19 protein-coding genes are annotated in these 22,839 nt (G+C 39.2%); 15 read left to right on the top strand and 4 right to left on the bottom strand.

Annotation, left to right across the window (positions count from 1 at the left end; genetic code table 11):
* Positions 1-584: 584 nt before the first annotated feature.
* From ACYSN2_RS09990 to ACYSN2_RS09980, 3 genes are read left to right on the top strand one after another with little or no spacing between them, the layout of a single operon-like run.
* Entirely contained in the window at positions 585-1,556 is a 972-nt protein-coding gene (locus ACYSN2_RS09990; RefSeq protein WP_461750117.1) for a glycosyltransferase family 2 protein, read from the top strand.
* Positions 1,557-1,577: 21 nt separating this feature from the next.
* A complete protein-coding gene (locus ACYSN2_RS09985; RefSeq protein WP_461750116.1) occupies positions 1,578-2,408 on the top strand; it encodes a glycosyltransferase family 32 protein in 831 nt (276 codons plus the stop codon).
* Between the two features lie 8 nt (positions 2,409-2,416).
* Positions 2,417-3,580, top strand: coding sequence for a glycosyltransferase family 4 protein (locus tag ACYSN2_RS09980; protein ID WP_461750115.1), 1,164 nt, complete (start codon positions 2,417-2,419; stop codon positions 3,578-3,580).
* 20 nt (positions 3,581-3,600) lie between these two features.
* On the opposite strand, the gene queG is transcribed toward ACYSN2_RS09980, so the two are convergent.
* Positions 3,601-4,674 carry a tRNA epoxyqueuosine(34) reductase QueG gene (gene queG / locus ACYSN2_RS09975; protein WP_461750114.1) on the bottom strand — a complete coding sequence of 358 codons (1,074 nt, stop codon included), beginning with the start codon at positions 4,672-4,674 and terminating at the stop codon, positions 3,601-3,603.
* Between the two features lie 198 nt (positions 4,675-4,872).
* Between queG and galE the strand changes: the two genes are divergently transcribed.
* Entirely contained in the window at positions 4,873-5,907 is a 1,035-nt protein-coding gene (galE, locus tag ACYSN2_RS09970) for a UDP-glucose 4-epimerase GalE (protein ID WP_461750113.1), read from the top strand.
* Between the two features lie 125 nt (positions 5,908-6,032).
* Here the strand turns inward: galE and coaD are convergent, their stop codons facing one another.
* Together coaD and tenA are read right to left on the bottom strand one after the other, a co-directional pair.
* Positions 6,033-6,548, bottom strand: coding sequence for a pantetheine-phosphate adenylyltransferase (coaD, locus tag ACYSN2_RS09965; protein ID WP_461750112.1), 516 nt, complete (start codon positions 6,546-6,548; stop codon positions 6,033-6,035).
* Positions 6,549-6,802: 254 nt separating this feature from the next.
* Positions 6,803-7,486, bottom strand: coding sequence for a thiaminase II (gene tenA / locus ACYSN2_RS09960; RefSeq protein WP_461750111.1), 684 nt, complete (start codon positions 7,484-7,486; stop codon positions 6,803-6,805).
* A gap of 347 nt (positions 7,487-7,833) precedes the next feature.
* Between tenA and ACYSN2_RS09955 the strand changes: the two genes are divergently transcribed.
* From ACYSN2_RS09955 to ACYSN2_RS09945, 3 genes are all read left to right on the top strand, one after another.
* Positions 7,834-8,610, top strand: coding sequence for a methyltransferase domain-containing protein (locus tag ACYSN2_RS09955; protein WP_461750110.1), 777 nt, complete (start codon positions 7,834-7,836; stop codon positions 8,608-8,610).
* Between the two features lie 141 nt (positions 8,611-8,751).
* The gene (locus ACYSN2_RS09950; RefSeq protein ID WP_461750109.1) at positions 8,752-9,069 is read left to right on the top strand and encodes a HesB/IscA family protein; all 318 of its coding nucleotides are present in this window, start codon (positions 8,752-8,754) and stop codon (positions 9,067-9,069) included.
* A 154-nt stretch (positions 9,070-9,223) separates the two neighbouring features.
* Complete coding sequence (locus ACYSN2_RS09945) at positions 9,224-11,002, top strand: N-acetylglutaminylglutamine amidotransferase (RefSeq protein ID WP_461750108.1); 1,779 nt, start codon at positions 9,224-9,226, stop codon at positions 11,000-11,002.
* 216 nt (positions 11,003-11,218) lie between these two features.
* Here ACYSN2_RS09945 and ACYSN2_RS09940 read toward each other — a convergent pair whose 3' ends face one another.
* On the bottom strand, positions 11,219-11,641 hold the full coding sequence (locus ACYSN2_RS09940; RefSeq protein WP_461750107.1) for an ACT domain-containing protein: 423 nt from the start codon (positions 11,639-11,641) through the stop codon (positions 11,219-11,221).
* A 180-nt stretch (positions 11,642-11,821) separates the two neighbouring features.
* Between ACYSN2_RS09940 and uvrC the strand changes: the two genes are divergently transcribed.
* The 8 genes from uvrC to ACYSN2_RS09900 all read left to right on the top strand — a co-directional run bounded on the left by uvrC (position 11,822) and on the right by ACYSN2_RS09900 (position 22,766).
* Positions 11,822-13,780 carry an excinuclease ABC subunit UvrC gene (gene uvrC, locus ACYSN2_RS09935; protein WP_461750106.1) on the top strand — a complete coding sequence of 653 codons (1,959 nt, stop codon included), beginning with the start codon at positions 11,822-11,824 and terminating at the stop codon, positions 13,778-13,780.
* Positions 13,781-14,295: 515 nt separating this feature from the next.
* Entirely contained in the window at positions 14,296-15,669 is a 1,374-nt protein-coding gene (locus ACYSN2_RS09930; protein ID WP_461750105.1) for an MATE family efflux transporter, read from the top strand.
* Between the two features lie 123 nt (positions 15,670-15,792).
* Positions 15,793-16,266, top strand: a complete 474-nt coding sequence (tsaE, locus tag ACYSN2_RS09925; RefSeq protein ID WP_461750104.1) for a tRNA (adenosine(37)-N6)-threonylcarbamoyltransferase complex ATPase subunit type 1 TsaE — start codon at positions 15,793-15,795, stop codon at positions 16,264-16,266.
* A 655-nt stretch (positions 16,267-16,921) separates the two neighbouring features.
* Entirely contained in the window at positions 16,922-18,028 is a 1,107-nt protein-coding gene (gene apbC / locus ACYSN2_RS09920) for an iron-sulfur cluster carrier protein ApbC (RefSeq protein WP_461750103.1), read from the top strand.
* A gap of 221 nt (positions 18,029-18,249) precedes the next feature.
* Positions 18,250-18,816: a dCTP deaminase gene (dcd, locus tag ACYSN2_RS09915; RefSeq protein ID WP_461750102.1), complete on the top strand. Its 567-nt coding sequence runs from the start codon at positions 18,250-18,252 to the stop codon at positions 18,814-18,816.
* A 351-nt stretch (positions 18,817-19,167) separates the two neighbouring features.
* Positions 19,168-19,935: a type I methionyl aminopeptidase gene (gene map / locus ACYSN2_RS09910; protein WP_461750101.1), complete on the top strand. Its 768-nt coding sequence runs from the start codon at positions 19,168-19,170 to the stop codon at positions 19,933-19,935.
* Between the two features lie 123 nt (positions 19,936-20,058).
* Positions 20,059-21,279, top strand: a complete 1,221-nt coding sequence (locus ACYSN2_RS09905) for an FAD-dependent monooxygenase (protein WP_461750100.1) — start codon at positions 20,059-20,061, stop codon at positions 21,277-21,279.
* 275 nt (positions 21,280-21,554) lie between these two features.
* The gene (locus ACYSN2_RS09900; RefSeq protein WP_461750099.1) at positions 21,555-22,766 is read left to right on the top strand and encodes a UbiH/UbiF/VisC/COQ6 family ubiquinone biosynthesis hydroxylase; all 1,212 of its coding nucleotides are present in this window, start codon (positions 21,555-21,557) and stop codon (positions 22,764-22,766) included.
* Positions 22,767-22,839: the final 73 nt, after the last annotated feature.

Genomic DNA, 22,839 nt, shown 5'->3' with positions numbered 1-22,839 from the left:
CCTTTCTTCAAGGGTAAGATGTGAATAATGCGACATAATTCAACTCCGGGAAGGGATGGATAATGGAACATTGTCACATCTTACTTCCGTTTCAGATAGTTAAAAAGTGTCGCACTTCATACTTGGATCTAAGTTTTTCAAAGTAATTTTTATTGTCTGAAGTTGTAATTGTTTATGGATAATTATTTGTAATCCCCCCTAAAATAATACCTATCATATAGTTGAACTTTCTAAAATCATCTAGGAAAATTGATAGATTCACAAATTACGTCCATTTTGAGACATAATAAAGCTGACATTAAAGTGATGGATTATTATGGGACTAGCAATGAATACCAATCAAATTTGGTTGATGGATTTAATGTCGTACAGCTTACAAAATGATCAGGATTGTCACACAATCTATGTAATTGATGACTACAATCGTGAGGCTATCTATGCAAAATAATTCACCTATATTTATAAATGTAGTCTTTTATCGGATATTTAAACTAGGATATGTTGTATCATGCAGGGGTTTTTGAAAATATTCGAAAGAGTACTATTCGTAGTATATTTTTTACTGACTATATGGCTAATTTTTTATGAAAATATCAATAATAATCCCTATTTATAAAGTTGAAAAAGAAATTGAGCGATGTATAACATCCGTGTTAACACAAGATTATTCTAATATAGAGATCGTTCTTGTGAATGATTGTACGCCAGACCTCAGTTTTAAAATTGCTAAAGATTGTATTCAGTTACAGCAAGCTGAAAATAAAACCTTATTTGTTGAGCATAAGATCAACCAAGGATTATCTTGCGCTCGAAATACTGGTCTTGAAAAATGTACAGGGGATTATGTCTTTTTTTTGGATAGTGATGATGCATTGACAGATTCAAGAGTGATATCTTACTTAGTTTCTTACATTAAAAATGATCCAAGTCTAGAAGTTGTAATGGGTAATTATCAAAAAGTAGATGAGCAAGGAGTATATGAAGTAGCGCACGAAGTACGTAGATTATTTGCTAATAATGATGAAATATATGGTGCGTATACAAAAGGACTAATAAGAATTCTAGCTTGTAGTAAGTTGATAAAAAAAGAGTTTTTGATCAGGAATAGGCTTTTTTTTAAGGAAGGAATTTATCATGAGGATGAATTATGGTCTTTTGAGTTATTTAGAGTCTTGACAAGTATTTATGTTTCTCCTCGAATTATATATGACTATTATAAAAGAAAAGATTCAATTACATCACATTTGAAAGAAAAAAATATAGAAGATTGGATTACAGTTATTACTGAGATGTCCAATATTTTACTTGAGCAACCTAAATATTATAAAAAAGAAACAATATGGGTTATTGAGAGACATCGTCGTGAGGCTTTAAAAAAAATATTTTATTTCACAGATAGAAAATGGATGATTATACAAATTCAAAGACTTCAAATTATAACAATGCCCTTTACTTATAAAAAAAGGGTAGTTAAACAAAAATTATTGATGATGTTTCCCTCAATATTTATATATGGGTATTTGAAGTTTAAATATAAAAAATACCGCAAGCATTAGTATTTTTGAGATCAAGGATGTATGAAAATAAGAATAATAGAAAGTGAGAAAGATTCTTTCACTAATAATTTGCCTATAATTTGCGCTGTATGGATAGGTTCAGAGTTGGGTGCGATTGCTCGCTGTTGTTTGCGTTCTTTTGTAATGAGAGGGCACACGGTTCACTTGTATGCATATGGGAAAGTTGTTGATTTACCAGAAGGTGTTGTCTTACAAGATGCAAATAAGGTAGTTCTGAAAGAAAAAATTATTAAGCATAGACAGAGTGGAAGTTATGCTCTTTTTTCTGATCTGTTTCGTTATAAGCTTTTACAAAAAATAAAAACTAATATAGTTTACGTTGATTGTGATGTTTATTGTTTAAAGCCACTAAAAATGACTGAGTCAGGTTATGCTTTGGCTTATGAAGATGATAATTATATTAATGGGGCAGTATTAGCATTGCCTTCAGATTCAAATTTATTACATTCATTATTGGAAGCTGCTGAAAATCCTTTATTTATCCCACCTTGGTTCAGTCGAAAAGAGAAAAGACGTTTAAGGATAAAAAAGAGATTCGGATTTGGTCGAAAACTAGAGGATATGCCGTGGGGAGTCATTGGGCCAAGAGCTATTACTCATTATGTGAAGAATTTAGGCATCGAAAAGTATATACAACCTGCAGATATTTATTATCCGGTTCATTATACGAAGGTTAAAGGATACTTATTAGATCCTGATTTACAAGTTGAAGATGTAATTACAAATCGAACACAATGTTTTCATTTATATAATGAAATGTTGCGGAAAGTAGATTTAAGACATATTTCTCCGACAAGTATTTTATATAAAATGCTTCAAAATGAAATTTAAAGGATGCTATGAAAATAAAAATAGGATTAATTATAGATGAGTTTTTTGGTGGAGCAGGAACTCAATATGGGGGATATGGAAAGCTAGCCCGAGATTATATCTGTAAATATTTACAAGGGTATCATGGCGGTGTAGAGATTGAGATAGATGTGTTACTAGGAATTGGAAAGAGTAAAGTTTTAACTGAAAAATATAGTGAAGATGGAATTAAACTTTATAAGTTACCCCGAGAGAAATTCTTTGCCTGGTGGTTTTTGAAACGTAAAAAATATGATTTTTATTTATCTATAGAGCTAACTTACAGTAAGATTATGGAGTTAGAAAGAAAAGGAAATAAAAAACTACTCTTATGGATACAAGACCCTAGACCAATGTATGAATGGGATGAAATTAATACTGTTAAGTTATTTCCGGAGCCGTCATATTATAATCAAAAAGTCTATAATGAAGTGCATTTATGGAATAGTTTAGATAGAGTGAAATTTTTAACACAAGCCAATGATCTGACTAGAAAAGCAATTGATTTATATCAGCTACCAAAAGATATTGTCGTAGATTATATACCTAATCCTATAGATATAGATTATGATTTTGATGTGAAAACTTATCCTAAAAAAAATCAGATTATTTTTTTAGGAAGGATAGATTCCGTTAAACGGGGATGGCTATTTTGTGAGATTGCAAAGAAGATGCCTGAATATGAATTTTATGTATTGGGAAAATTTCAGCAAAAAAAAGCACGTATGTCTGAAATTTTAAAGCCCTATATGGAACTACCTAACTTACATTTCGTAGGGCATGTGGGTGGTGAAGAAAAAAATCAGTTGATCAAGGACTCAAAAATTTTGATCAATACAAGTATTCATGAAGCATTACCCGTATCTTTTTTAGAAGCATTATCTTATGGTACTTTATTAGTTAGTAACCGAAATCCAGATGGTTTAACTTCGAAATTTGGCATTTGGGTTGGGGAAGTATTAGGGGATGGTTTTGATAAAGTTCCTTTATATGTTGAAGCTGTAAGAGAGTTAATATTAAAAGAAGATTTGAGAATGGATTTATCTATAAAGGCTATTGAATATGTAAAACAGCAACATAGTGTTGAATTATTTAGAGATAACATGGTTAAGCATTTTGTACAGATGATGGAAAACAAAGATAATATGAATTAAATAGATTTATTCTGAGGTTGTTAACTTATTGTTTTATTTAGATCAATAGCTTTTAAAGCCCATTCAATATGCTCTTTAAGTACTTCATCATCCATTTGTAGCTTTTCTTGAAGGGCTTGAATATTTGCTTCTGAATAGGGAGCATTCCCAATTCCAATAGCGATATTTCTAAGCCATCTATTGTAGCCTAATCTTCGAATAGGGGAACCTTCTGTTTTCTTTAGAAATTTTTCTTCTGTCCAATTAAAAAGTTCTAAAAGTGTAGAAGAATCCAGTTTATGTCGTGGGAAAAAATCTTTTGTCGTGAGATCTACAGCAAAGCGATTCCATGGGCAGACTATTTGGCAATCATCACAGCCGAAAATACGGTTGCCGATGGCTTCTCGGTATTCGATCGGAATGGCGCCGAAATGCTCAATGGTTAAGTAGGAGATACATTTTCTAGCATCAATTTTAAAGGGTGAAACGATCGCATCAGTTGGGCAGGCTTTGATGCATCTTGTGCATTGTCCGCAGTGGTTGGTGATTGGTTCGCTTGGGATATGAATCCGTTTAGAAAGCAGAAGTTCGCCCAAAAAGAAGAAAGAGCCTTTTTTCGGGTGAATGATCATGGTATTTTTGCCAAAAAACCCAAGCCCTGATTTTTGACTAAAGGCGCGTTCTAGTACCGGTGCACTATCCACAAATGCACGGAACTCTAAATCAGGAATTTCACTTTGAAGCCATTTTCCAAGGTTGGTGAGCATATTGCGTAGAACCTTGTGATAATCTCGTCCTAATGCATATTCTGCAACATAAGCATGGTTTGGATCTTCTAATCTCGCTTTGGCATCAATCTCGGGATTATAGTAATGCAGTTGCGCCGTGAGCATGGAAACCGTTCCCGGCACGAGTTGATCGGGATGATAGCGTTTTTCCCCATGTTTATACATATAATCTAAATCGCCGTGAAAACCTTCGCCGAGCCATTCGATGAAGTAATCTCGATTTTTCTCAGGATCAATATCCGCGCTAGAAAGCTCATTAATGCCGAACTCTTCGGCTTTCGCTTTTAAGCGTGCAATAAATTCGGGAGAGTTGAAATCAGTAGCCATAGATTAAGCGCATTATGTATCAGGTGAAATATAAGATGAGAATGAGGGTTGAAGATGGAAAGGTTTAATTTTACCATGTGAGCCAGAAAGCTGAGATCTATTTAGTGAAGATTCGTACGCAAAAATGGATGAATTGCGGTATTTTAGTATCGTGAGAAGTATCATTGCCGGTGAGATGAGTTTCGATAAGGACATAAAATGACACAAAAGAATTTGAAAATTTTAGTAACAGGCGGCGCTGGATATATCGGCTCGCATACTTGCATTGAGTTATTAGCCGCAGGTTTAGATGTGATTGTATTGGATAATCTGTCTAATAGTTCTGTGACGTCGCTAGAAAGAGTGGAGCAAATTTCCGGTAAAAAGTTGCAGTTTATCGAAGGAGATATTCGCGATATAGCGTTATTGGATCGGATTTTTTCAGAGCATAAAATTGATGCAGTCATTCATTTTGCTGGCTTGAAAGCGGTGGGAGAGAGTCAGGAAATTCCGTTAGTCTATTTTGATAATAATATTGCCGGCTCTATTGCATTAATGACGGCGATGAAAAAGGCGAATGTGAGAACGATGATCTTCAGCTCTTCGGCAACGGTTTATGGAGAAGAGAATGAATCGCCATTAACAGAAGATATGCCCACCGGCACGCCTTCCAATAATTATGGTTACACGAAACTCATCGTAGAGCAGTTATTGGAAAAAGAAGCAGTAGCAGATGAGAATTGGTCAATTGCGTTACTGCGTTATTTTAATCCTGTGGGTGCGCATGAAAGTGGTTTGATTGGCGAAGATCCGCAAGGCATTCCGAATAATCTCATGCCGTATATTACGCAAGTTGCCGTAGGAAAACGAGAAAAACTTTCCATTTACGGCAATGATTACGATACAAAAGATGGTACCGGCATTCGCGATTATATTCATGTGGTAGATTTGGCAAAAGCACATCTTTTGGCGTTACAAAATCGTTTAACTGAAAATGGTTGCCGAGCTTGGAATATCGGTACCGGCAATGGATATTCTGTATTAGAGATTAAAAATGGTTTTGAAGCCATCAATCAAATTGAGATTCCTTTTATTATTGCGCCCAGAAGAGCCGGCGATCTTGCGACGGCCTTTGCCGATAATAAACGTGCCGTTGAGGAACTTGGTTGGAAGCCACAATATGAGTTAGCCGAAATGCTTAGAGATAGCTGGAATTGGCAAGTAAAAAATCCGCAAGGATATGCAGATAAATAGAATCAAAAATAGTAGAAATAAAAGTTACAAGATCAACAAATGGTTAAAGCAGAAATAGACAACCTATTTCTGCTTTTTTATATCTATTTCTTTATTGATGCTTATAAGAGGCTGATTTTGAGGTTTTAGACTTCGGCTTCGAGCTGTAGCTTTTCTTCATACTTTCGCTTTAACGCATCTAATACATAAGGATGTACAATGGCGCTCACATCTCCGCCGAGCATCGAAGCTTCTCGTACCATGGTAGAAGATACAAACGAGTATTTTTCACTTGGCGTGAGGAAGATGGTCTCTACTTTAGAATTCAGGTGACGATTTAAACTTGCCATCTGAAACTCATATTCAAAGTCAGAAACAGCGCGTAATCCTCGCACAAGCACATGGCTTCCAATGGTATCCATATAGTTGGCAAGAAGATCATTAAAACCCACAACTTCAATATTCTCATGGCCTTCAAAGATTCTCTGCGCCATATCCAAGCGTTCTTCATAAGTGAATAATGGCTTTTTCTTTGGACCTGAAATTTTCGCAACCGCCACAATGAGCTTTGGAAAAATTCGAGCTGCACGAATGATAATATCTGAATGACCATTGGTAATCGGATCAAATGTACCGGGATAAACTGCGGTTGATTCACTCATAACTCTGCCTTTTGGATGATATTTTTTAATTATTAATATTTAGGCTCTGATTTTACTTGATCTGATTTTAAAATCGAGTTTCTGAATACGAATTTCTTGAATTAAATGAGTATGAAAATTGATAAAGAAGATGACTTTAGTTTGATGAACAGGTATTTAGATTGTTTCTGAAAAATAAAATGCCGTAATGAGTCTGTTTACGGCATTTTATTTTTATTGAATTCTATTTGTAAGGTTAGTTGAAGGCTGATGACTTAAACCACCACACAATCCCACATGGATTCTTTTTCTGCCATATCCCAGAACATGTATTCGAAGTAGCTTGTTTTCACGAAGATCTCTTCCATCTCTTTAAGTTTGCGCTCCGGCATTCCTTCTGCGAGGCGGTTTACGAGGTTAATACAGGTTTCTGCAAGCTTTGAAAATTCATCGCCGGAATAGGTTTGAACCCACGGGCCGTAGAATTCGTGTTCGAGTGCGCCTTCCCATTTTGCGAGAATTTTCCCGATGAAGTTGTAGCTCCATGCACAGGCGAGAACGGCAACTGCTGTGTTTTCAACGCCACCTTTATAGGCTTCTTGAAGCATGTAGCTTGTGTAAGCTGTCATGGTTGCGGATGGCGCGGTGTTTTCTAAATCTTCTGCAGAAATCCCGAATTTTTCGGCATACGCACGGTGAAGATCCATTTCAAAATTCATCGTGCCGGAGAGAAGGTTCGCAAACAGCGTCATCGTTTCTAAATCATCAGATTTAGCAGCGCCAATGGCGAAAAGGCGAGAGTATTCGATCAAGTAAACATAATCTTGGCGCATATAATGGCGGAATTTATCATGATCTAATTCGCCGGTACCGATCCCTTTTACAAAAGGATGTTCTAAATAAGCATTCCAAACTGGCTCAACACGTTTAAAGAGGCGATCACAAAATGTTTGAGTCATAATCAATGTTTCTCCTGAAAGATATAAATGATGATCGTGAAAGGAAATGCGATGTAGCTTTACAGCGAATGTGTTGAAAGCTTCAGATCCATTTCAACGATCAAGGATAAAATCTCAAAATGCCAAAAGAATGGGAATGCCGAGCGGTCATCTCGCATTCTCTTAAGGCGAAAGGAACATCAATATCACGGGAGTTTTAAGCAGTCAAATAGCAGGTAAGGGCTTAAAAGTGTTAGAATTAATGCTGGAAATAGATCGTATTTCGTTATGTCATTCAAGATCAAGCGGTTACTTTACGGCGCACCTTGAAGACCTTTACGTAAAGATTGAGAACATTGATGGAAATTATGGCAATAGATAGAGATAAAACTTTAAATCGTAAAACGTTACAATATCATCCGGAGTTATATCCTGAGCATGCGTTTTTGCATCATGAAATTGCGCGTAGAATGGTGGATTATTTAGATGAAACCTTAACGCCGAAGCATATTTTAGTGGATGGCGCATTTGATCACTATTTATCTGAGTTGCTCCAAGCCCGTTTTCCGGAAGCAATCATTGCCGAGAATATTGAATCATTGACGGATGCAACGGCACGTTTTGATCTCATTATCAGTAATCTTTATCTGCAAGATGTTTGGGAATTTGAAGAGCGAGTGCGAGATTATCAAGTGCGATTAAATGCGCACGGTAAGCTCTTCTTCACAACTATTGGCACCGGTAGTTTTCCAGATGTGAGTTACCCTGGTGGTCCTGTTATGAATGAATACCCTGATATCGAAGATATTGGTGATTATCTTCATGCACTTGGTTTCAAGAATTCCGTGCTCTTTATTGAAAAAATTAATCTTACCTACGAAAAGCTCGATACCTTATTGAAAGATGCTCGGATTGTTGCCGGCAAGCCATTTTCATCGTTTAAAGGTCTGCGTACTTACCAATGGTTAGAAGAGTGGCGAGCATATGCAGAGAAGCTGAAGAATAGCGATAATCTCTATGATATTGGTTTTGATATTATTTACGCCGAAGGTTCACTTTCTGAGATTAAGAACTTGCAAGGTATGAATAATGAAGTGTTTGTGGATATTACGAATTTGAGTACGAAGCCAAAAAGTGATTCTTAGAAATCTAGAACAAACTCGTCAATCTTGAAGAATTCAGGTAAAATAGCACCAATTTAGTTCTATATTGAAATTCTATCGGTTTATTGCAGTATTCATCACGAAACAGTCAAGCGATAGAATGCAAGAGAAGGGAGAAACAGAATGTTTACAGTGACAGAAGCGGCACAAAAACAGTTAGTGAAAAACTTGGCAGATAGTTCAGCAGAAGCGATTAAAATCGCATTACAAAAGTCAGGTTGTTCTGGGTATAAATACTATATCGACTTTTGCGAAACCGTAGATGATAGCGTGGTTGTGTTAGAAGAAACGCCGGTAAAAATCGTGGCTGAAGCAGATATCCTGCCATATTTAGAGAGTTTGACGTTGGATTATATTCAAGATGGGATTAATCGCATGTTCAAATTCCAAAATCCAGAAGCGAAAGCGGAATGTGGTTGTGGCGAAAGCTTCATGTTCTAAGAATATCTTAGAATAGATGCTTGAAAGCAGAGATCACAAACATATCATTCATGAATCAGAATGAAAAAAGTTGTACAGTAAAAATAAGTGTTGCAGGTTTGCAGCACTTATTGTCGTTTTAAGTCAGGAATAATAGGTTCACAAGGAGAATATTATGAGTGGAATTGCCGGTGTTTTGAAATTGAATCAAACTGCAGTTGATGAATCATTACTTCAGAAAATGTCTGAACCTATTGTGAAACGTGGTCCTGATGGCACCTCTTTTTTCCGCCATAAAATGGTGGGTTTAGTTCATACAAAACTGCAAGCGGTAAGCAATGGTGATGAGCCATTTCGTGATGAAACGTTCGGCATTGTGGTTGCGACAAATGGCACGGTGTATAACCAAGATCAGCTTCGAGAAGAGCTTCGTGAACATGGTTACCAGTTCTATACAGAAAGCCAAGGCGAAGTATTAACGAAAGCGTATCATTGTTGGGGTAATCAATTCGTGGAAAAACTCGATGGTTCTTATGCTATTGCCCTGTGGAATGATGAAACAGAAGAGCTTCTTTTAGTGCGAGATCGCTTTGGTAAAAAGCCGCTCTATTACAGTTTTGGTAAAAATCAGGATGCCTTTTATTTTGGCTCGAATACGCAGAGTATTCTGCAAAGTAAGGATGTTGATACTTCTATTGATCCTGAAGCGCTTCATTTTATGTATTCGCTTCACGCCGTTGTACCGGCACCGCTCACGATTCTAAAAGGAATTCGTAAAGTAGAACCGGGCAGTTATATGGTTGTGAAAACAAATGGTATTGCCACAGAAATGCCATATTGGGAGCTTTCGGCAACGAGAGATTATCCAGATTACGATTATGAAACGTGGAAAGAGATCATTGAAAGCTCACTGAAATCCGCCATTAAAAAAGAGATGGGCTTTGCCAATGAGAAAGTCGGCGTACTTCTTTCCGGCGGATTAGATTCCACGTTGATTACGGCGCTAGCGGTGGAAGAGGGTTTCAAAGATGTGCAAACTTTCTCGGTAGGATTTGAAGATCAGCCGGAAGAGAAAGGTTCAGAGTTTTTCTATTCTGATCAGTTTGTAGATAAGTATCAAACGGATCATTTTAAGTTTGAAGTGCCCAATAGCGAAGCGCTCAGCCGTTTACCGGAAGCAATTCGTAATATGAGCGAGCCACTTTTCGGGCAAGATGCCATTGGTTTCTATCTTTTATCTGAAAAAGTGAAATCGGTGACTTCTGTGGTTCAAAGCGGACAAGGCGCCGATGAAGTATTTGCCGGCTATTTTTGGTATCCAAAAATGGTGGAGAGCACCGAGCTTGATCCATTAAAACGCTTCTCACAATTCTATTTTGATAGAAGCCATGAAGAGTGGCTTCAAGCCTTCCAAACGCAATATCATACAAGTGATATTGCCGGCGATTTTATCCGAGATCATTTAACGAAAAGTGGCGCAACGACCTTTTTAGATCGCGTGCTTCGTTTAGATGCCACAAGACTTGTCGTAGATGATCCTGTAAAACGTGTGGATAACATGACAATGGCGCACGGCTTAGAAGCGAGAATGCCATTTATGGATCAGCGATTAGTGGAGCTTGCCATGGCAATGCCACCGGAATATAAGCTGATGCATGATGGGAAAGGTATCTTAAAAGATATTGCGCGTGGTAGAGTGCCGGATTCCATTATTGATCGCCCGAAAGCCTATTTCCCAATGCCGGCATTGAAATATGTGCGTGGGGAATTTTTGGAGATGATGCGTGATACGTTAACGAGCCAAAAAGCGAAATCTCGTGGGATTTTCAATGAAGCATATATTCAAGATTTGCTCGATCATCCGGAAGCGGCGAGTAGCTTTACCAATATTCAAGGCTCAAAATTGTGGCACGCAACATTGCTTGAACTCTGGTTAGAGTCAGTGGATTTGTAGATTGGAAGTAAGGAAAGCAAGGGAAGATCGAAGATGAACAACAGCTCTTTTATGGCTAGCGTTATAAAATGATGGATGGATGATTCGAAAATGGATCATTCATGGATGATTCAATAAGGTGCTATGAAAGGGCTTTAGTATTTTTTCGTGAGAGCTGTTGTTAGAGCTATTAATAATTTTTAAAACGATTAGCGCAATGAATTATGCGGATGATGTTTAATGTGCAGATAGACTTTGAATTTTTTTCTGTAATGATGAAAGAATTTCAATGGCTGTGTGAGCATCTTCTTTATGTACGAAAATAGAACGACTATAAGCAGATTGTATAGGACGAAGGGGAATGCCGGCTTTCGCAAGTGCACTTGAGATGATGGCGACTAACCCAGTACAATCGACTAGGTGCGGTGCATTGAGATTAATCATGCTATATTCTTGATCATATTCAAGGAAGTTATTATCTGCTTCTTCTTTACGAAGAATAAGAGTGATGCCTGCTTTTTCTTTATAAAAAGCGACAGGATCATAACCTAATACTTTCAACAGCGATTGGTTTGCGACAGCTACGTAAACATATGTATGCGCCGAAAGTACAGGATCAATATTTTGTAAAACTTCTTGAAGATCAGAAGATTTAGTCATAGATACTTATCCTTATAATAATGTTGTGTAAACTTTTGATGGCTAATATATCATTGAATGAAGCGAAAATCATAGCGTTGTGCCAAATTATAGACATATAAATTCCACAAAAAATAGATTTTGTGATTTTTGACAATGTTTTATCGAAGATAGAGGCGTATTTTTCAATACGATAATAGAATGACGGATTCACACAATAAAAATTGCGAGAGCGTTCATGTGGGACGTGTTTTTGATGCGGATCATTTTCTGAAAAATGCGCCCATCATGCCGGGAATCTATATGATGAAAGATTCTCAGGGCGAAGTGATTTATGTGGGAAAAGCGAAAAATCTTAAAAATCGCCTCACAAGTTATTTTAAAACCAAGCAACTACCGCCGAAAACGCAAGCATTAGTTGCCAATATCGCTTCGATTGAAACGACGATTACGGCAACAGAGCGAGATGCGTTAGTGCTTGAGAGTAATCTTATTAAAGAATATCGCCCTCGTTATAACGTTCGCCTCATTGATGATAAAAGTTATCCCTATATCTATGTATCTGATCATCCCTTTCCACGCTTTAGTTTCTATCGAGGGGCGAGAAAACGCCGAGGAAAGATGTTTGGTCCATTTCCATCCTCGGGCGCTGTGAAAGAAACGCTGAATCTCATGAAGAAAGTGTTTCGAATTCGAGAATGTGACGATACGTTTTTTAGCCATCGCACAAGACCTTGTTTGCAATATCAAATTCATCGTTGTAGCGGTCCTTGCGTTGATAAAATCACGCGCCAAGATTATCTTGAAACTGTTGAAGAAGCGATGCTTTTTCTGAAAGGCGATTCGCAAAAGCTAGTGGATATTCTCATTCAGAAAATGACGCTGTTTAGTCAAGATCTCCAATTTGAAAAAGCCGGCGAAATACGGGATCAGATTCAATATATTCGGGAGATTCAAGGCTCAAATCGCATGGAAGAGAATCGAGATTCCTTCGATATTCATGCGCTCTTTAGCTCAGCGGAGATTGTGAATGTGGAAGTGATGACGGTTCGAGATGGCAGGGTTTTAGGAACGCGTGCGTATTTCCCAAAAGTGCCGAAAGACACGACAGAAGAAGAGATTATGAGTGCGTTTGTCACGCAATATTATGAAGGCGAACATCGTCAAGCGCCGAAAAATATCATTTTGAATGTGGAATTGCCGGAAGAGGAACACACATGGCTTTCGCTCGGTTTGGCGGAAGCCGTTGGTTATCACGTTCAAATTCAATATCCGAAAAATATTCGTGGCAGAAAACGGCAGTTACTAGGAATGGTAGAGCAAAATGCGGCGCACTCTGTCGGCATTAAGCTTGCGAGCCGAACGCAAATTGAAGATCGACTGTTTGCGCTTCATGAGCTTTTAGGTTTGGAGAAAGCCATTGGCCGTATTGAGTGTTTTGATATTTCCCATAGCTTTGGCGAACGAACCGTTGCATCGAATGTGGTATATACGCCGGAAGGATTTACGAAGAAGCATTATCGCCGGTTTAATATTGAAAATGTCACTGCCGGCGATGATTATGAAGCGATGCGCCAAGCGCTCACTCGTCGGTTTAGATTGAAATCAAAAGGGGAAGCGGGAGAAACTCATTCATCGATTGATGCGGCAGCGGATTCAGCAGATTTAGCCGATTTAGAAAATGCCGAAATGCCGAAAGATGCTCGGGAATTGCCGGATATTCTGCTCATTGATGGCGGAAAAGGGCAGTTACAAGTGGCGATTGAAGTGTTGGATTCGTTAGATTTGCAAGATCTCTTTTTGATGAGTATTTCAGAAGGCGAAGGAAAGGTTCGTGGCAAAGATATTATTTGGCTTCGGGATAAAGAAGCTTTGCCGATAGATTCAAGCTCGCCGGCATTTCATTTGCTTGCGCAAATTCGAGATGAAGCGCACCGATTTGCCATTGAAGGTCATCGTACAAGACGAGATAAAATGCGCCGTCGCTCCGTATTAGAAGATATTCCCGGCATTGGTGAAACTCGAAGAACGGCGCTGTTAACCCATTTCGGAGGATTAGAATCTCTGAAAAACGCTTCAGTAGAAGATATTGCCAAAGTTCCCGGCATTAGCCAAAAACTTGCCGAAGTTGTGTATCAAGGGCTTCGAGAGATCGGTTAGATTTTCAGATGCGCTTTTGATATTTACGGAGATTGTGCGCATAGTTTTTTTAAAGAAAAAAGCTTCGGCAGAATTAAGAGCTGATTCGTGGCGGGAGAGAATTTCTGCATTCTTATCACAATCCCGCGCCCGCGAAATACGGAATTCGAGCTTTAGAAAGGAATCGTTATATTGAAGTCTTTTGAATGCTGGGAAGAATGGGCTTTACCAATTGCGGGCGAGAGTTCGTAAAAACACGAAAACATTCCCTCCCGCCGTGAGTGAGCTTTAAAAAATCATTTCAGCAAAATAGGGATTTAAAATCTAAGGCGAATCGATATTGCTGGCACGCGATTTTTAAAAGAGTGCAAGCATTCGACCCAGCCATGAAGCAGCCTTTAGAAGAACAAGAATCTCCATATTCCCATCAAGTTTAAAAAACATCTCAAGCCGATGATTAAATAACAAGATCATAGGACTTTAAGGTAAAATGCCGGCAATATTTATCTATCGTTCAATTACAAGGAGTTTCGAGAGTGCAAATCTTGAATCGTTTTCGTTTTCAAAAAGATGAGCTCAATATGCTCTTCGCATTATCGCTTCCAATCCTCATTACACAGTGGTTTTTAGTGGGAATGGGCGTTGTGGATATTGCGATTACGGGACACTTTAACGATGACGTGCAAGCATCTGTTGGGCTTGGCGTGATGATTTGGAATCCACTTTTACTCTGCAGTACCGGCGTTTTAATGAGCGTTGCCATTTTTAGTGCCCATGAATTTGGAAGCGGTCGCAGTCAAGATGTTGCGAAAATTTGGCATAACGGCGTATTGATCTCCTTTGAGTTAATGCTTCTTGTGATGCTGATTATGAATTTTTCTGCCGAATATCTCTTACGATTTTTACGAGTAGAAGAATCATTGATTCCGGGATCGGTCTCCTATTTACGAGCATTAAGCGTTGGCGTGCCGGCAATTTTGCTCTTTAATAGCTTGCGAGCGGTTTGTGAAGGCGTTGCAAGACCTGTGCCGATTACGATTGTGTGCGGCGTTGGATTTGTTGTGAATGCAATTTTAAACTACGTCTTGGTAAACGGTTATGAACCGATTGGTTTGCCGAGCTACGGCATTGTGGGTTCTGGGCTTGGAACGGGATTAACGTTTTGGGTCATGCTGATTTTATTAGGATTATTTACCTATGTTGATCCAAGACTTCGAAGCTTGAAGCTCATTTGTCCTGTGACAAAGCCGGACCATCGATTGACGGAGATGATCAAAGTCGGTTTACCAAGTGGCGCAACATTATTTGCGGAAGTGGCGATTTTTTCCGCTGCCGGCTTAATTTTAGGGCAGTTTGGCGCAGTGGTTGTGGCAAGCCATCAGATTTCGCTCGCAATTACTTCCATGACATTTATGATTCCGTTAAGTGTGGCGATGGCGCTCACGGCAATGACGGGGCAAGGCATGGGCAGGAAGGATTATGCGAGCGTGCTTCGTATCAGCTATATGGGAAGAATGGTGGCGTTAGGATTAATGGTCATTACCAGTTTACTGCTCTTTTTCGCGCGTTTTCATATTCCGCAACTCTTCAATGAAAATCCGGAAATCATTCATATGAGCGCCGGCTTAATTATCTATTCAATTTTATTCCAATTGCCGGACGGCTTGCAGATTTCGGCCAATGGTATCTTGCGCGGGATGAAAGATACAACCGTGCCGATGTGCTTAGGAATCGCTTCCTATTGGCTCATCGCTTTTCCACTCTGCTACTATTTAGGGGTTGTGAAAGGCATGGAAGCTGCCGGCGTTTGGATCGGTTTAATCGTAGGTTTAACCTTTGCGGCCATCTTCCTAAATATTCGATTAGCGATTTTATCTCGAAGATTACCCAAAGTGAGCGAAGCGGTATAGAATTTACAAATAATGATGTATTCGTGATATCAGAATCAATCGGAGAATCGATCGACGATCTCAGAAGCGTTTAAGCCATAAAATCACTCGAAGTAAACATTGAAGTAAAGAAGAGAGTCAAAGATGAGTCAAGAAGCCCAGCAAATTTTAAATAACGAAGAAGAAACAGCACTATTTGCAAGAACGTTGGCAAAGTGGATTCAAAAGCAGAATCTAACCGATTGTAAAATCTATTTAGAAGGAAACTTGGGTGCCGGAAAAACGACATTTTCTCGCTATTTTATCCAAGCTTTCGGCGTCAAAGGCGCCATTAAAAGCCCAACATATACGTTGATTGAACCTTATGAATTGGAAGATCTCACGATTTTGCACGCCGATTTGTATCGTTTAGCATCGCCGATTGAGCTCTTTGATTTAGGATTGCTAGAAGAAGATGGCATTTGGCTTATCGAATGGCCAGAAAAAGGTGCAGGCGTTCTACCGAAAGCAGATTTAGGCTTAAAGCTCAATCGTGAAGGAGAAACCTTAACGCTGAATGTGACGGCGTTTAATGAGAAAGCAGAAGCACTTCTGAAAGATGTAATGAGTGATTGTTGATCCGCCTTATTGTTGTAAATGTTCTTATTAAAGGTCACTCACGGCGGGAGGAAATTCGTGCATGCTTTTCACAATTGCTCGCCCGCAGTTAGACGATCTTTGAGCTTGAAAGGTTAGTGAAATGGACTTCCTTGATTTAGGAAAAGGAATCAACAGGATTTTTCATCGCTGAAGAATGAGAATATTTTAATTCATTCATTTTGAAAAAAGAGGTTTCCTAACTGCGGGCGCGTGATTTTGAAAGATGTGCAAGTATTCTTCCCGCCATGAATCAGCCCGATATATTCAGTAATGGATCATCGATCAGTTGTTCATAGAAATAATTTTTCCGAGAACAGAGAGTGATTCTGTTGAGAGCAACGTGAATGAAATCCCATTGCGGGCGCATGATTTATAAAGACATGCAAGCATTCGCTCCCGCTACAAATCAGCTTGAGATATTTCGAATCCCAAACAGGGCTTTAAACAACTTGATAGAAAATTGACTTTGATAAGGTTTTTGTAAAGACAAAAGTGCTCGAATAATGCCGTAACAATGCGAGTTTTTAGCGAGATGAAAGAAGTTTTCAAGCTTTCTGTTTACAAGGTTAATTTATTTCGCTAGCAATGCTAGAATAGATACCATTCAAATCTGTTCTAGCGAGGATATAACCTTATGAAAGTCACAAAAGAGATGATCGAAGATATTATTAAACAGCAGAAGGACCATTTTTTAGGAGTGGATCTTATTTCTGCAGGATGTGTAAAATCAGTAGAAGTCCGCGAAGGTTCATCGCCGCAGATTCAGGTTGATATCGTATTAGGATTCTATGCAAAAGCGCATAGCGTTCATATCAAAGAGAGCTTAGAAGCTTTGATTGCCGAGAAAACAGGGCAAAATGCTCTAGTGAATGTCAGCACGAAAGTGGTTGCGCATAAAGTGCAAGGTCAATTGCATGCATTGCCAAATGTGAAAAACATTATTGCCGTAGCTTCTGGGAAAGGCGGTGTTGGTAAATCTACAACTTCCGTAAACTTAGCTCTTTCTTTAATGAATGAAGGGGCGAAAGTAGGGATTTTGGATGCCGATATTTACGGACCAAGTTTACCAACGATGCTCAATAGCCATGAAAAACCAAAATCTATTGATGGGAAATCAATGGAACCTGTGGAAGCTCAAGGCTTACAAACAAACTCTATCGGTTACTTAATTGCCGATCGTGATGCCGCAATTTGGCGTGCGCCAATGGCAGTTTCAGCACTTGCACAGATGCTCAAAGAAACCAATTGGAAAGATCTTGATTATCTCATTGTGGATATGCCACCGGGAACAGGCGATATTCAGCTCACGCTTGCACAACAAGTACCGGTTGCCGGCAGTGTGATTGTGACAACGCCACAAGATATTGCGCTGTTAGATGCGCGTAAAGGGATTACGATGTTTGAGAAAGTCGGCATTCCGATTCTCGGCATTGTGGAAAATATGAGTTATCACATCTGTTCTAATTGCGGTCATGAAGAAGCGATTTTCGGAACAGATGGCGGAAAAGAGCTTGCAGAGAAAGAAGATATTACACTTCTTGGTCGTATGCCATTAAACCGTAAGATTCGTGAAGAGCTTGATAACGGGCAACCAACGGCAACGACCGGTGATGATCTTGCGAAACTTTATCAAGAGATTGCCATTAAAACGGCAGCGATTCTATCGCTTCGTGAACGTGATCGCATGGCAGGTTTTCCAAAGGTTGTTGTACAACAATCTCAAGGAAAAGAGCTCAAGTAATTCATTTAATTAAGTGCCAGTGAATTGCCGGCATTAAAGATGTAAAAGTGCTTATTCTGTGAAACTTGTTTCTGAATAAGCACTTAAATTTATCGGCGTTGATCCTTGGAATTTAGGGAATCTTCGAAAGGTTCTGGTTCAGCGCTATCAACAAGCAATATTGATTAAATAGTATTTAAACATCAGTTTTAATAAATGCTAATGGACAAGGAAAGAAACGTATGTCAATTAAAGCAGACCATTGGATTCGCGAACAGGCAGCCAAAAACGGCATGATCGAACCATTTGAGCCGGGCCAAGTACGAGAAAATGAGAAAGGTCGCATTATTAGCTACGGAACATCGAGCTATGGTTATGATGTACGTTGTAGCAATGAGTTTAAGATTTTCACAAATATCAATTCAAGTATCGTCGATCCTAAAAACTTCGATGAGAAAAGCTTTGTGGATGTTGTTTCGGATGTTTGCATTATTCCGCCAAACTCCTTTGCGTTAGCGCGCACGGTTGAATATTTTAGAATTCCACGCAGCGTATTAACGATTTGCCTCGGAAAATCTACTTATGCGCGTTGCGGCATTATTGTGAATGTCACACCACTTGAACCTGAATGGGAAGGGCACGTGACGTTAGAATTCTCTAATACTACAAACTTGCCGGCAAAAATTTATGCCGGAGAAGGCGTTGCGCAAATGCTGTTCTTTGAATCCGATCAAGAATGCGAAACATCGTATAAAGATCGTGGCGGAAAATATCAAGGTCAAACAGGCGTTACTTTGCCACGAACCTAAGATAATTTTCTAAAGATTAAAATGTTAAAGCGCAGAATTGCGCTTTAATTTTTAGGATCTTAAATTCTATGAAACCCTTTTGCAGGGAATCCTGAAACTCTAAAACGAATTTCAAGTGAATCTAAAGAGAATCTAAGGCGAATTCTAAAGACAGGAAGTCATAGGATTTATAAAAAATAGACGATCACAAATGGGAACGAGTATATTTCATCGAATCAGAAGAAGGATAGATGTTTGAAATCAATCATTGAGCTCAAGCATTGAACTTACTCATTGAATCAGATCAAACCATCGGAAATTGGTAGAATCATCGTTAACAGATTGTTATCCAGTCATTAATAAGGATCAGATATGTCAGATATTACTATTAAAACCCCTGAACAAATTGCAGGAATTCGAATCGCTAACCAAGCTGTGGCGAACCTTTTAAAGCGCATTAAACCTCATGTAAAAGCTGGCGTAACAACGCAGGAACTTGATGATTTAATCTTAGGTTGGATGACGGAAGAAGGATTAACTTCCGGCAGTTTGAATTATGGTCAGCCACCGTTTCCGGGCGCAAGCTGTATTTCTCTCAATCATGTGGTTTGTCACGGTATTCCCGGCGATCGTAAATTGAAAGATGGCGATATTGTGAATATTGATATCTGCTTATCAAAAGATGGCTACTTCGGCGATTCAAGCCAAATGTTCTGCGTGGGCGATGTATCAATTTTGGCACAACGCCTTGTAGATGTGACGTATGAATGCATGATGCTCGGCATTGAAGAAGTAAAACCAGGTGCACCATTTAGAAATATTGGCCGTGCCATTGAAAAGCATGCGCATGCGCATAATTACTCGGTAGTACAAGATTTCTGCGGTCACGGCGTGGGTTTAAGTCTTCATGAATCGCCGCAAGTATTGCATTACGATTCGCCGATGGTTACGGAAATTATGGAACCAGGCATGATTTTCACCATTGAACCGATGATTAACGTTGGGAAATCTGCTGTGAAAGTATTGGGCGATGGCTGGACGGCGGTAACTCGTGACCGTTCACTCACAGCGCAGTGGGAACATGCAATATTAGTGACAGAAGATGGTTATGAAATCTTGAGTTTGCCAACAGCTGAGTAATCAGATTGGTCAATTGAAACATTGAGTTTGGTAGAAAAGCGTAAAAACTTGCGGTATATCAAAATGATACTTGGCTTTGAGTTTATGATTAGGCAGGTAAGATTTTGAAAGAAGGGGAATAAGATGGTAACAACGAAAGATCAACAGACGCATCAGAAACGAATCCTAATTTCAGGAGCAGGTCCAATCGGGCTCTCTTTTGCGCTTGGTCTGAAAAATTCTCCTTTAAATATTACGGTGATTGATCAGAAAGAGAGACCTAGTAAAGAACTTTTAGAGCAAGATACGCGCATGATTGCGTTATCACATCGCTCGGTCTCTTTTTTGAAATCCATTGATCTATGGGCTGAACTCAAAACCTTCGCAACGCCGATTGAGCGTGTGGAGATTTCTGAAAAAGGCTATGCGACAAAGGTGGAATTAGAAGCATTCGATCATGATCTACAAGATTTTGGGGCGCTTATTCCGTTAGGTCGATTAGTTTTGGGAATGCTCAAAGCCGTAGATACTTGCGACAATATTACTTATTTAGATCAAACGCAGCTTTCAAATTATCAGCTTCAAAATGTTACAAATGCCGGCGATTCGGCTTCTACGGCAACTTCGGCAAGTTGTACATTACTTCATCAAGGTGAAAAGAGAACGGAAACCTTCGATTGGATTGTGGCGGCGGAAGGATTACATTCGCAATTACGCATGTTATCCGGCATTGAATCGTACCATTCAGATTACAATCAAGTTGCCGTAATCGCTCGCGCAACTTTTGAATATCCTCATCACAATACGGCTTATGAGCGTTTTACAAGTGATGGTCCATTGGCATTATTGCCGGTAGGAAGCCATGAAATGGCGGTGGTATTAATTGCAGATCGCACAGAAAAAGAGAAGTGGAAAAATGCTTCTGATGCCGTATTTAGTAATGAAGTGATTTACCGCATTGGTTTAGATTTAGGCGAGATTCAGTCGGTCACAAAACGTCATGTTTGGGATTTATCTTTGATGGTGCCGAAAGAAGTGAGTAAGCCTTGTTTAACATTGATCGGAAACAGTGCGCATTCTCTACATCCCATTGCTGGGCAGGGCTTGAACTTAGGGTTTAGAGATTGTGAGTTACTTCTCCCTTATTTTAAAAACGGCAATATCCCGACAATTTTTGATTTAGAGCGATATGCACGTGAAAGACGCCATGATGTGGTGAAAGTAGCAGGCGCAACAGACTTTTTAGTCAGAGGTTTTGGGATAGAGCTTCCCGGAGCTTCTCAATTACGAAACTTAGCGCTTAAAAGTGTGAACTTTATTAAACCGCTCAAAAAACGTATCGCGAAATTTGGAATGGGTTATTAAAGTCGTTATTTCGGTTTGAGATTTTAAAAGAAATGGATACTGCTGGCACGGAGTTTTTAGAAGAATGCGAGCATTCTCACTCAGGCTGAATCAGCCTCTGTTTGACAATTAAATTTACGGAAGCCGATTTCACGATAATTGTTAGATTTTAGTAGCGAAGTTTAGATTAAAGATTAGATGTTCAATGAATCCATGATTCACTCAAAATGGCGGTAACCATTTATCAAATATCAGAGAGATAGAAAGATAAAATGCCCGGTAAAAAGGATAAAGGTATGAAAAAACGTGTTGATGTCATTATTAATGGTGCGGGCTTAGTGGGTTCGAGTATTGCCATTGGTCTTGCGAAAGCGGGATTGAAAGTATTAGTCATTGAATTTCATCCTTTAGAAAAACTCTATCCGAAAGATGATTATGGACTTCGCGTATCGGCGTTTACGCCATCGAGTAAAAAGTGGTTGGAATATGTGGATGCTTGGGATGGTTTAATGCATACCGGCAAAATCACGCCATTTTTACATATGCATGTGTGGGATGAGGGCGGAAAAGGGGAATTAACCTTTGATGCTGCTGGCACAGGATCAGATGCGCTCGGCTGGATTATGGATAATGAAGCAACGCAAGGCGTATTGATTGATCGTGCGTTGAAGCTTGAAAATATCACGATTTTAGATAATACGAAGCTCGAATCTTTCGAGAGAGTCGGCGATGAAGTGGAAGTTCAACTTAGTAACGGTGATCAATATGTGACAGAGCTGATTGTGGGCGCTGATGGCGGAAGGTCGATGGTTCGTGATTGGGCAAATATTCCGACAACCGGTTGGAGTTATGGTCAGAAAACCATTGTTGGGCAAGTCAGACCTGAAAAGAGCCATGATAATACCTGTTGGCAACGATTTTTAGACAATGGTCCTTTGGCGTTACTGCCGCTCAATGATGGACGTTGTTCGCTGGCTTGGCACACTACTTATGAAGAAGCTGATGAATTATTAGCACTAGATCCGAAAGAATTTTCAGATCGATTATCAGAAGGATTTCAGTGGAAATTTGGTCGAATTGAAATTGCCGGTGATTTAGGTGCTTATCCCCTTCGACTGAATCATGCGCAAACATATGTGCGGGAAAACTTTGCCCTTGCCGGTGATGCTGCGCATTCCATTCATCCGCTTGCGGGACTGGGTGTGAATATTGGGTATTTAGATTCTGCAACGCTTGTGGAAGAGCTTATCAATGCGAAAAAGGCGGGGATCTCATTAGGGGATTTAACGATGTTAAAGCGTTATGAAAAACGCCGAAAAGCACACAATATGCTGATTATGGGATCCATGGATCTCTTTAAGCGCAGTTCAACCAGTCAATCTAAGTTTGTGAAAGGCGTGAGAAATTTGGGGTTGTCGACAATGGACAAAGTTCCCTTTGCAAAAAGAAAGCTCGCAAGAATCGCAATGGGATATTATGGTGATATTCCAAGTTTTGTAAAACCCTAATTGGACGCTCATTTAACGATTCATAAGTTACTCACAGAGTACTCAATTGTTATTGAGCGTTATGACAAGTCAC

This window comes from Ignatzschineria sp. LJL83 (assembly GCF_054871845.1).
Note: the sequence above shows the minus strand (reverse complement) of the source record. Positions and strands in the feature narration are given on the sequence as shown.

What these genes read in the sequence shown, in the direction of transcription:
- tsaE (WP_461750104.1), top strand. Translation starts at nt 15,793, where the DNA reads ATGAGTCAAGAAGCCCAGCAAATTTTAAATAACGAAGAAGAAACAGCA.
- ACYSN2_RS09950 (WP_461750109.1), top strand. Translation starts at nt 8,752, where the DNA reads ATGTTTACAGTGACAGAAGCGGCACAAAAACAGTTAGTGAAAAACTTG.
- ACYSN2_RS09905 (WP_461750100.1), top strand. Translation starts at nt 20,059, where the DNA reads ATGGTAACAACGAAAGATCAACAGACGCATCAGAAACGAATCCTAATT.
- ACYSN2_RS09945 (WP_461750108.1), top strand. Translation starts at nt 9,224, where the DNA reads ATGAGTGGAATTGCCGGTGTTTTGAAATTGAATCAAACTGCAGTTGAT.
- ACYSN2_RS09955 (WP_461750110.1), top strand. Translation starts at nt 7,834, where the DNA reads ATGGCAATAGATAGAGATAAAACTTTAAATCGTAAAACGTTACAATAT.
- coaD (WP_461750112.1), bottom strand. Translation starts at nt 6,548, where the DNA reads ATGAGTGAATCAACCGCAGTTTATCCCGGTACATTTGATCCGATTACC.
- ACYSN2_RS09985 (WP_461750116.1), top strand. Translation starts at nt 1,578, where the DNA reads ATGAAAATAAGAATAATAGAAAGTGAGAAAGATTCTTTCACTAATAAT.
- map (WP_461750101.1), top strand. Translation starts at nt 19,168, where the DNA reads ATGTCAGATATTACTATTAAAACCCCTGAACAAATTGCAGGAATTCGA.
- queG (WP_461750114.1), bottom strand. Translation starts at nt 4,674, where the DNA reads ATGGCTACTGATTTCAACTCTCCCGAATTTATTGCACGCTTAAAAGCG.
- ACYSN2_RS09990 (WP_461750117.1), top strand. Translation starts at nt 585, where the DNA reads ATGAAAATATCAATAATAATCCCTATTTATAAAGTTGAAAAAGAAATT.
- ACYSN2_RS09940 (WP_461750107.1), bottom strand. Translation starts at nt 11,641, where the DNA reads ATGACTAAATCTTCTGATCTTCAAGAAGTTTTACAAAATATTGATCCT.
- galE (WP_461750113.1), top strand. Translation starts at nt 4,873, where the DNA reads ATGACACAAAAGAATTTGAAAATTTTAGTAACAGGCGGCGCTGGATAT.
- dcd (WP_461750102.1), top strand. Translation starts at nt 18,250, where the DNA reads ATGTCAATTAAAGCAGACCATTGGATTCGCGAACAGGCAGCCAAAAAC.
- tenA (WP_461750111.1), bottom strand. Translation starts at nt 7,486, where the DNA reads ATGACTCAAACATTTTGTGATCGCCTCTTTAAACGTGTTGAGCCAGTT.
- apbC (WP_461750103.1), top strand. Translation starts at nt 16,922, where the DNA reads ATGAAAGTCACAAAAGAGATGATCGAAGATATTATTAAACAGCAGAAG.
- ACYSN2_RS09980 (WP_461750115.1), top strand. Translation starts at nt 2,417, where the DNA reads ATGAAAATAAAAATAGGATTAATTATAGATGAGTTTTTTGGTGGAGCA.
- ACYSN2_RS09900 (WP_461750099.1), top strand. Translation starts at nt 21,555, where the DNA reads ATGAAAAAACGTGTTGATGTCATTATTAATGGTGCGGGCTTAGTGGGT.
- uvrC (WP_461750106.1), top strand. Translation starts at nt 11,822, where the DNA reads ATGACGGATTCACACAATAAAAATTGCGAGAGCGTTCATGTGGGACGT.